Raw genomic sequence first — 3,115 nt, forward strand, 5'->3', positions numbered from 1 at the left:
ATGGCGGTGTGCAGGGCAGGATCCCAGTTGACCAGCCGCTTGCCGCGGTAGATCAGGCCTTCCTTGTGCAGGCGCACAAAGACTTCGCGCACGGCGTTGGAGAGGCCGTCGTCCATGGTGAAGCGCTCGCGGGTCCAGTCCACGCTGGCGCCCATGCGGCGTAGCTGGCGGGTAATGGTGCCGCCGGATTCGCCTTTCCACTCCCAGACTTTCTCAAGGAATTTCTCACGGCCCAACTCGTGGCGGTTGGTGCCTTCGCCGGCCAGTTTGCGTTCCACCACCATCTGGGTGGCGATGCCGGCATGGTCGGTGCCCACCTGCCACAGGGTGTTGCGGCCCTGCATGCGGCGGTAGCGCACCAGGGTGTCCATGATGGTGTCCTGGAAGGCGTGACCCATGTGCAGGCTGCCGGTCACATTGGGGGGCGGGATCATGATGCAGAAGGAATCACCCTGGCCGCTCGGCTTGAAATGACCGGCCTTTTCCCAGTGTTCATACCAGGATTGCTCGATGCGATCGGGTTGGTAGGTTTTGTCCATGATCACCGCTTCTAAACAAGAAAAAATGAGGGCGAATTATAGCGAAGCGGGGCGGGTTCGTCGCGGGTTGTGAGAAAACGCCTGGCACTGGGCACCGGATGCCTGGCGAGGCAAACAGAAACGGCGGCTCACTTTCACAAAGGCATCTGGGCTGAGGAGGTGAGTCAGGCTTTCCGGCGCAGGGCCGCGCGCAGCTTCAGGCGCAGGGCCTTTTCGAGCTTGGGCAGGGCCTCGGCCACCAGTTCGTCAATGGCGGCGTCGATATCGCTGTTGGTCAGCGTCGGGCGCGGTGCCGGCGCTTGCTGTGGGGCAGGTGTGGGCACGGACGGTGCTGGCGACGCTTGCGGGTTGCCTGGTTCTGGGTGGCCAGACAGGAATGGATTGGCCCGTTCGCTGGCGAGCTGCCGGATCCGCTGAGGGTCCGGAGCTGAGGTGTCTGCTGAGGGTTTCAGCAGGGGCGGCTGAGTCGGGCTGTCAGCATCATCTAGCAGCGACTGGACATCATCCAGTTCCTTGAGTAGCGCGTGTTTTGCCGTCTCCTTGTTGTTGCTCATCGCCGTGTCGCTCGCAGTGGTCAGCCCAGTTCATGAGTGGTAACGGGAAAGCCCCGGTCCCGATAGAAGCGGAAGCGTTCGCGCCCCTTTTGTCGTTCGGTCTCGGCGCCGCTGATCATTTCGGCCACCCGCTGGAAACGGGACGAAAAGTCCGGCACCTGGTCGGTGAGGTTGATCAGCACATCGTGATGATGGCCGGGGTCGTCGCCGAACCCGAGCAATACCGGTGCCTGGCCTTCACCGCCCAGGGCGTGGGGCAAGAAACCTGTTGCAGGAGATTGCCAGAATTGCGCGTCCACTTGCCGTGCATGGGCCTCATTCTGGCAATGCACATAGACCTGGCGGCCCTGTTTCAATGCTTTATCGGCAATCCGCCAGGCCAGCGCCTGGCGCACACCGTCTCCGGCCTTGCTGCTGAGATAGAAAGTGACTTCGGTCATGGCAATAAGCCTGACGCTCGACGCCGGACGCCTGACGCGGGTGGTTTTGTCAGGCGTTTGGCATCAAGCATCAGGCGTTGTCCATCAAATAGCGGGTGAGCATGGGCACAGGGCGGCCGGTGGCACCTTTGTTCATGCCACCGCTGACCCAGGCGGTGCCAGCGATGTCCAGATGCGCCCATTTCACGTCTTTGGTGAAGCGGGACAGGAAGCACGCGGCGGTGATGGAGCCGGCCTTGGGGCCGCCGATGTTCTGCATGTCAGCGAAGGGACTGTCCAGCTGGCTTTGGTACTCGTCCCACAGGGGCATGGGCCAGCCGCGGTCGCCGGTTTCCTTGCCCGCGGTGAGCAGGGCTTCGCTGAGTGCATCATCGTTGGCGTAAACCGCCTGGGCATGGGCGCCCAGTGCCACCACGCAGGCGCCGGTGAGTGTGGCGATGTCGATGACGGTATGTGGCTTGTGTTTCTGCTGCACATAGGTCAGCGCATCACACAGCACCAGACGGCCTTCTGCATCGGTGTTGAGGATCTCCACGGTCTGCCCGGACAGGGTCTTGACGATGTCCCCGGGGCGGGCGGCCCGCCCGTCCGGCATGTTTTCTGCGGCGGCCACGACGGCGACCAGATGGATCGGCAGGCCCAACTCACACACGGTCTTTACGGAGCCGAAAACGCTGGCGGCACCGCCCATGTCGTATTTCATTTCATCCATGGTGGCACCGGGTTTCAGGGAGATGCCACCGGTGTCGAAGGTGATGCCTTTGCCGACCAGTGCCACGGGGCCTTGTTTGGTCGGTTTGGCGCCTTTGTACTCCATCACAATGATCTGGCCCTGGCGTTCGGACCCTTTGGCCACCGCATGGAAGGCGCCCATGCCCATTTTTTCCGCCTGTGCCTGGCTCAGCACTTTCACGGTAAGTTTTTCGTAGTCCTTGGCCATGTCGCGGGCCACGCCGCTCAGGTATTCCGGGTAGCAGTCATTGGGGGGCAGGTTGCCCAGATCCCGGGCCAGATTGACCCCAACACCGACCGCCTTGCCGGTTTTGTGTGCCTTGGCAAGCGCAGGTTCTTTACCCGCGTGACAAAAGGTCAGTTTGGCCAGTTTGCTGGCCGGTGCCGGATTGCTGCGGTAGGCGTCGAAACGGTAGGTGTTTTCTTCCACTACCCGACTGCCTTCGCGAACTTGCCATTCCTGTGTTTGGGGCAGGGAGTTATCCAACAGCCACAGGGCCTGTTTCACCGGGGCGGCGGTCAGGGCTTTGGTCGTTTTTTGTACCAGGGAGAGCCAGCCCTGGTCACTAAGCGGGCTATCGCCGGTGCCGACCAGCAGCAGGCGGGCCGCGTTGGCGCCAGCGGGAGTATGCAGCCAACTCATTTGACCTTTGCTTGCGCTGAAATCGCCGGCCTTCATGAACTGGGCAATGTGTTCGCGGGTGCTGTCGGGCAGGGCTTCGGGAAGATCATTTTTCTTGCTCAGCAGTACGACCAGGGCGTCTGCCTTGCTTTTTTCCAGGGGCTTGTTGCTTACTGCGAAGTCCATGCTGTCTCCAGATCAAGAAAAGGGTGGGGCGCGGTTCACCCG

General features: G+C 61.8%; 4 protein-coding genes. All 4 read right to left on the bottom strand.

Annotated elements, in window-relative coordinates:
- Window positions 1-539 (bottom strand): class I tRNA ligase family protein (locus A3730_RS16775; RefSeq protein WP_156501233.1); only part of this gene is annotated, 539 nt, incomplete at its 3' end.
- A 164-nt stretch (window positions 540-703) separates the two neighbouring features.
- Window positions 704-1,093, bottom strand: a complete 390-nt coding sequence (locus tag A3730_RS16780) for a hypothetical protein (protein ID WP_063521143.1) — start codon at window positions 1,091-1,093, stop codon at window positions 704-706.
- Between the two features lie 20 nt (window positions 1,094-1,113).
- Window positions 1,114-1,533 (bottom strand): DNA polymerase III subunit chi, encoded by a 420-nt coding sequence (locus A3730_RS16785; RefSeq protein ID WP_063521144.1) that lies wholly within the window; start codon window positions 1,531-1,533, stop codon window positions 1,114-1,116.
- 70 nt (window positions 1,534-1,603) lie between these two features.
- A complete protein-coding gene (locus A3730_RS16790; RefSeq protein WP_063521145.1) occupies window positions 1,604-3,073 on the bottom strand; it encodes a leucyl aminopeptidase in 1,470 nt (489 codons plus the stop codon).
- Window positions 3,074-3,115 lie beyond the last annotated feature (42 nt).

The sequence above is a fragment of the Alcanivorax sp. HI0044 genome (genome assembly GCF_001634945.1).